Annotated in this window: 1 protein-coding gene; it reads right to left on the bottom strand. The window is 41.4% G+C overall.

The features are described from left to right. On the bottom strand, positions 1-636 hold a 636-nt coding region (locus tag HMPREF3267_RS11205), incomplete at both ends, for a putative Ig domain-containing protein (RefSeq protein WP_176746110.1).

Raw genomic sequence — 636 nt, 5'->3', positions numbered from 1 at the left:
CCGTACTTGTTACCACAATTGGATAGGTGCCGACTTTCGTTGCTACACCGCTTATTGTGCTTGTTCTAGAATCAAACGTTACTCCTTCCGGTAGACCTCTGACTGTGTTTGTTACTGGCTGACCACTATTATCTGTGGCACTAATCTCAATATTATCAATTGTTGTATTGACCTCTTTGGTTTGATCACTTATCTCTTTCACCGTCGGTGCTGTCGTATCTACAATTTTAATATTGAATTTTGTCTCAACACTATTACCCTCAGCGTCAGTGCTTATCACTACGATTGGGTAGGTGCCTACCTTCGTTGCTGTACCACTTATTGTGTTTGTTCTAAAATCAAACGTTACTCCTTTTGGTAGGCCACTGACTGTGTTCGTCACTGTTTGACCACTATTATCTGTGGCATCTATCACAATTTCGTCAATTTCCGTATTCACTTCTTTGGTTTGGTTACTAATCCCTTTTACTGTTGGTGCTGTTGTGTCTACAACTTTGATACTGAATTTCGTCTCAGTTCTATTACCATCCGCATCAGTGCTCGTTACCACAATTGGATAGGTGCCGACCTTCGTTGCTGTACCACTTATTGTATTTGTTGTCGGATCAAACGTTACTCCTTCCGGTAAGCCTCTTA

Origin of the sequence: Staphylococcus sp. HMSC62D11, assembly GCF_001839145.1 — a bacterium.
GTDB lineage: Bacteria > Bacillota > Bacilli > Staphylococcales > Staphylococcaceae > Staphylococcus > Staphylococcus lugdunensis.
Note: the sequence above shows the minus strand (reverse complement) of the source record. Positions and strands in the feature narration are given on the sequence as shown.